The organism is Furfurilactobacillus siliginis, from assembly GCF_001437435.1.
Taxonomy (GTDB): Bacteria; Bacillota; Bacilli; order Lactobacillales; family Lactobacillaceae; genus Furfurilactobacillus; species Furfurilactobacillus siliginis.
This window is the reverse complement of the sequence record NZ_JQCB01000003.1, coordinates 85,458-88,584: the sequence shown is the minus strand read 5'-3', so window position 1 is coordinate 88,584 and position 3,127 is coordinate 85,458. Positions and strand designations below refer to the sequence as shown.

Annotated in this window: 2 protein-coding genes; one reads left to right on the top strand and one right to left on the bottom strand. The window is 44.8% G+C overall.

Going from position 1 to position 3,127, the window contains the following annotated elements; translation table 11 throughout:
• Positions 1–100: 100 nt before the first annotated feature.
• The gene (locus tag IV55_RS03050; RefSeq protein WP_057809248.1) at positions 101–2,419 is read right to left on the bottom strand and encodes a glycoside hydrolase family 65 protein; all 2,319 of its coding nucleotides are present in this window, start codon (positions 2,417–2,419) and stop codon (positions 101–103) included.
• Positions 2,420–2,655: 236 nt separating this feature from the next.
• Here IV55_RS03050 and IV55_RS03045 point away from each other — a divergent pair, with 236 nt between their 5' ends.
• On the top strand, positions 2,656–3,105 hold the full coding sequence (locus IV55_RS03045) for a Fur family transcriptional regulator (RefSeq protein ID WP_057809246.1): 450 nt from the start codon (positions 2,656–2,658) through the stop codon (positions 3,103–3,105).
• Positions 3,106–3,127 lie beyond the last annotated feature (22 nt).

The window sequence follows — 3,127 nt, the reverse complement described above, 5'->3', positions numbered from 1 at the left end:
GCTGTGCAGACTACGAACCACCTACCGGATTGAAGACCAATCCGTACGGCCGTTCTAAGTCTTGCTCACGACTTCCCGACTTTTGTCCCACTTTCTCCCTTCACTTTTCGTCCAACGTCACTGTAGCCGTACGACTCTTCGCCTTCAAGCTAACCAATTGTCCATCACAGTGTAACGTCATCGCATCCCCCACCACTAATTTGAAAATGGCTTGGCTACGCGTGATGTGCACTGACACCTGGCTGCCCTGATACTTAATCTTGAACGTTAACGCAGTCCATTGTGATGGCAAATGGGGACTGAACGTCAATCCATCCTTTTGTGTACGAATCATCCCTGCGACACCAAAGGTCATTTCCATCCAACTAGCACCCATACTGCCGACGTGCACACCATCTTGCGAATTTCCTTGCCCATTGTTTAAATCTGTCAATAAAGATTCAGCAATGTACCGGTAGGCCTTATGATGCGCACGAATCCGATTGGCCAGAATACTAAAGATCGGCCGTGACAATGATGAATCATGGGTCGTTAACGGTTCATAATAATCAAAGTCACGTTTCAGCTGCTCAATATCTTGATCCTCAGGAAACAGAAAGTCACTTAGCAACGTATCTGGCTGCTTGTTCACCTGATGCCGATACAAACGCAGTGGATGATAATGCAGTAGCAACGGATAGTGGTCACGCGGCGTTTGGTCAAATGGCCAAATTTCTAGATTGAACGCACCATCATCTTGCATTTTGACGGCCAGTTCATCGTCATATGGTAAGTACATCTCGTCAGCAGCATGCGAAAACGCTTGTAATTCCTTTTCTGTCACACCTAGTTCTTCTAGTTTATTGGGATGCGTCTGTTGTAACTGACGCGCATACAGGACAGCTAACCGTAAATTGTGTTGCGCCATTCGATTCGTGTAATAATTATTATTCACCAACGCTGTGTATTCGTCTGGACCAGTGACCTTATTAATCACGAAATGGCCACTTTGCGGTCCATCTACGCCAAAACTTCCATACCGACGCCAGAAGCGCGCCGTTTCTAGAATTATTTCAAATCCCGCTTCAACTAGAAAATCTGTATCCCCAGTCACTTGAATATACTCGGAAGCTGCATGGGCGATGTCGGCGTTAATATGCACTTGCGCAGTGCCTGCTGGAAAGTATGGTGACGCCTCCGCCCCATTAATTGTCCGCCAAGAAAACATTGCCCCGCTGTCCAAGCCAAAATCATGTGCCTGCCGTCTAGCCGCATCTAACGTGTGGTACCGATACATTAAGATTGCCCGCGCCATACTTGGGTTTGTATACGTAAACGCAGGCAGCATAAACGTTTCTGTATCCCAGAAGTAGTGTCCTTCATAGCCGGCACCTGTCAGTCCCTTAGCTGGAATACTCGTTTTGCCATCATGTCCAGCTGACTGGTGCAAATGAAACAGGTTAAAGCGAATCCCCTTTTGTGACTCAGGATCCCCTTCAATCTGAACATCTGCATCGCGCCAAAATGCCTGCATGCGATGCGCTGATTCGGTGAACAAGGATGAAAATGAATGATGCTGTAAATGGGCATTTGCACCTTTTAAATAAGCATTATGGTTCATCGCCACGTCCATCAAACTGTGAATTTGGCTGATGGAGTATCCAAAGTCAAACGATTCTGCCAAGCCCTGTTGTAAATCAAGATCCATTACATACTTAGGAATCCCATCAGCTGAATCAAAACTCACTAATGAGTCTTCACCTAGGTACCGCCACATCATGACCAAGCCTAGCTGACTACGTTGCGTCGTTATTTGCAGCGCTGGAAAATCTGCATCAATAAACTGTCGATCTAATAAATTATTACGGGAGACAGCGCGAATATCGCCATCTTTGCTGAACACTTGATCAATGTACGGATGCTGCTTGTATAGCTTCACACTGCCACTAAAGTTCAGTGGCCGAATTGTGTAACTCACACAGTAGATTGCTTCATCTGCTTGTGAGGCAAACGACGACAGCGACAACTGCAGAATCTTGCCAGTCGGACTTGTTATTTCAAATAGTTCATTTAATAATCCAGTTTCCATGTCGAGATTTTTGTCCACGACCCGCGTTGAAAAAGACACTTCATCAGAACGCTGCCCATCCACTTCTAACACTAAATAGCGCGGGTCCGGCAACTGTGCAATCGTTTGGTTGTTTTCTGGAAACCCTGCGTAAACTTCTCCATAATTAATTTTGCTAAAATCATAAAATCCGTTCACAAATAGCCCTGGCATCCCACCTGAGCCCTGCAGTTTTCCCTGTAAAGGATCACTTGCACGCACACCAAAATGTCCATTTGCCAGCGCATATACCGTTTCTAAGAAACCACCGTTGCGGTCAGTTAACTCTTGCAAGTGCAGTTGGAACGCCTGTTTTTGTTCATTCACTGCCATCTGTTAGCCATCTCCCAAACATTGGTTTTACACGCATCCATCATAATGCATTGTTTAAAAAAGAACAAAATGCAATGCTTATAATCACGTTCTTCAGCAAATAATGAGACACTTACACGATAAGTATCTTCGGTAGTATCGATTACATATGAAAATCTAGTTTTGCACAACCCTTGGTATTTAACGGGAAAAGTGTTTTACTATTAGGTTAGAACTAATCTAAGTAAGGAAACGTTATGGCAGAAGTTATTGACGCAGCTGCAGTTGCCGTTTTGAAAGAGAAAAAGTTACGCGTAACACCGCAACGACAAATCGTACTTCATTATTTGATGACTCACCACAATCATCCTGATGTTGAGACCATGTTTGATGAATTAAAGCCAACTCACCAGGGGCTTAGTCTAGCCACCATTTACAACACGCTGAATACGCTTGTTGAGACAGGCATCGTCATTGAACTTGAAAATGGTGATGCTGGTACACATTACGATTACTTTGGTAAGCCACATTTTCATGCGGTATGTCAAAACTGCGGTAAGATTACTGACATTTTCTATAACGATTTCAGCAATCTAGAAGCCGCTGCCGTTGAGCAAAGTGGCTACATGATTACCGAAGATCACATTGAACTTTTCGGCTACTGCCCTGACTGTCAGCAGAAACTTGGATTGACGCCGGACAAATAACGCCTACCACGAGGGGGGGCTT

What these genes read in the sequence shown, in the direction of transcription:
- IV55_RS03050 (WP_057809248.1), bottom strand. Translation starts at nt 2,419, where the DNA reads ATGGCAGTGAATGAACAAAAACAGGCGTTCCAACTGCACTTGCAAGAG.
- IV55_RS03045 (WP_057809246.1), top strand. Translation starts at nt 2,656, where the DNA reads ATGGCAGAAGTTATTGACGCAGCTGCAGTTGCCGTTTTGAAAGAGAAA.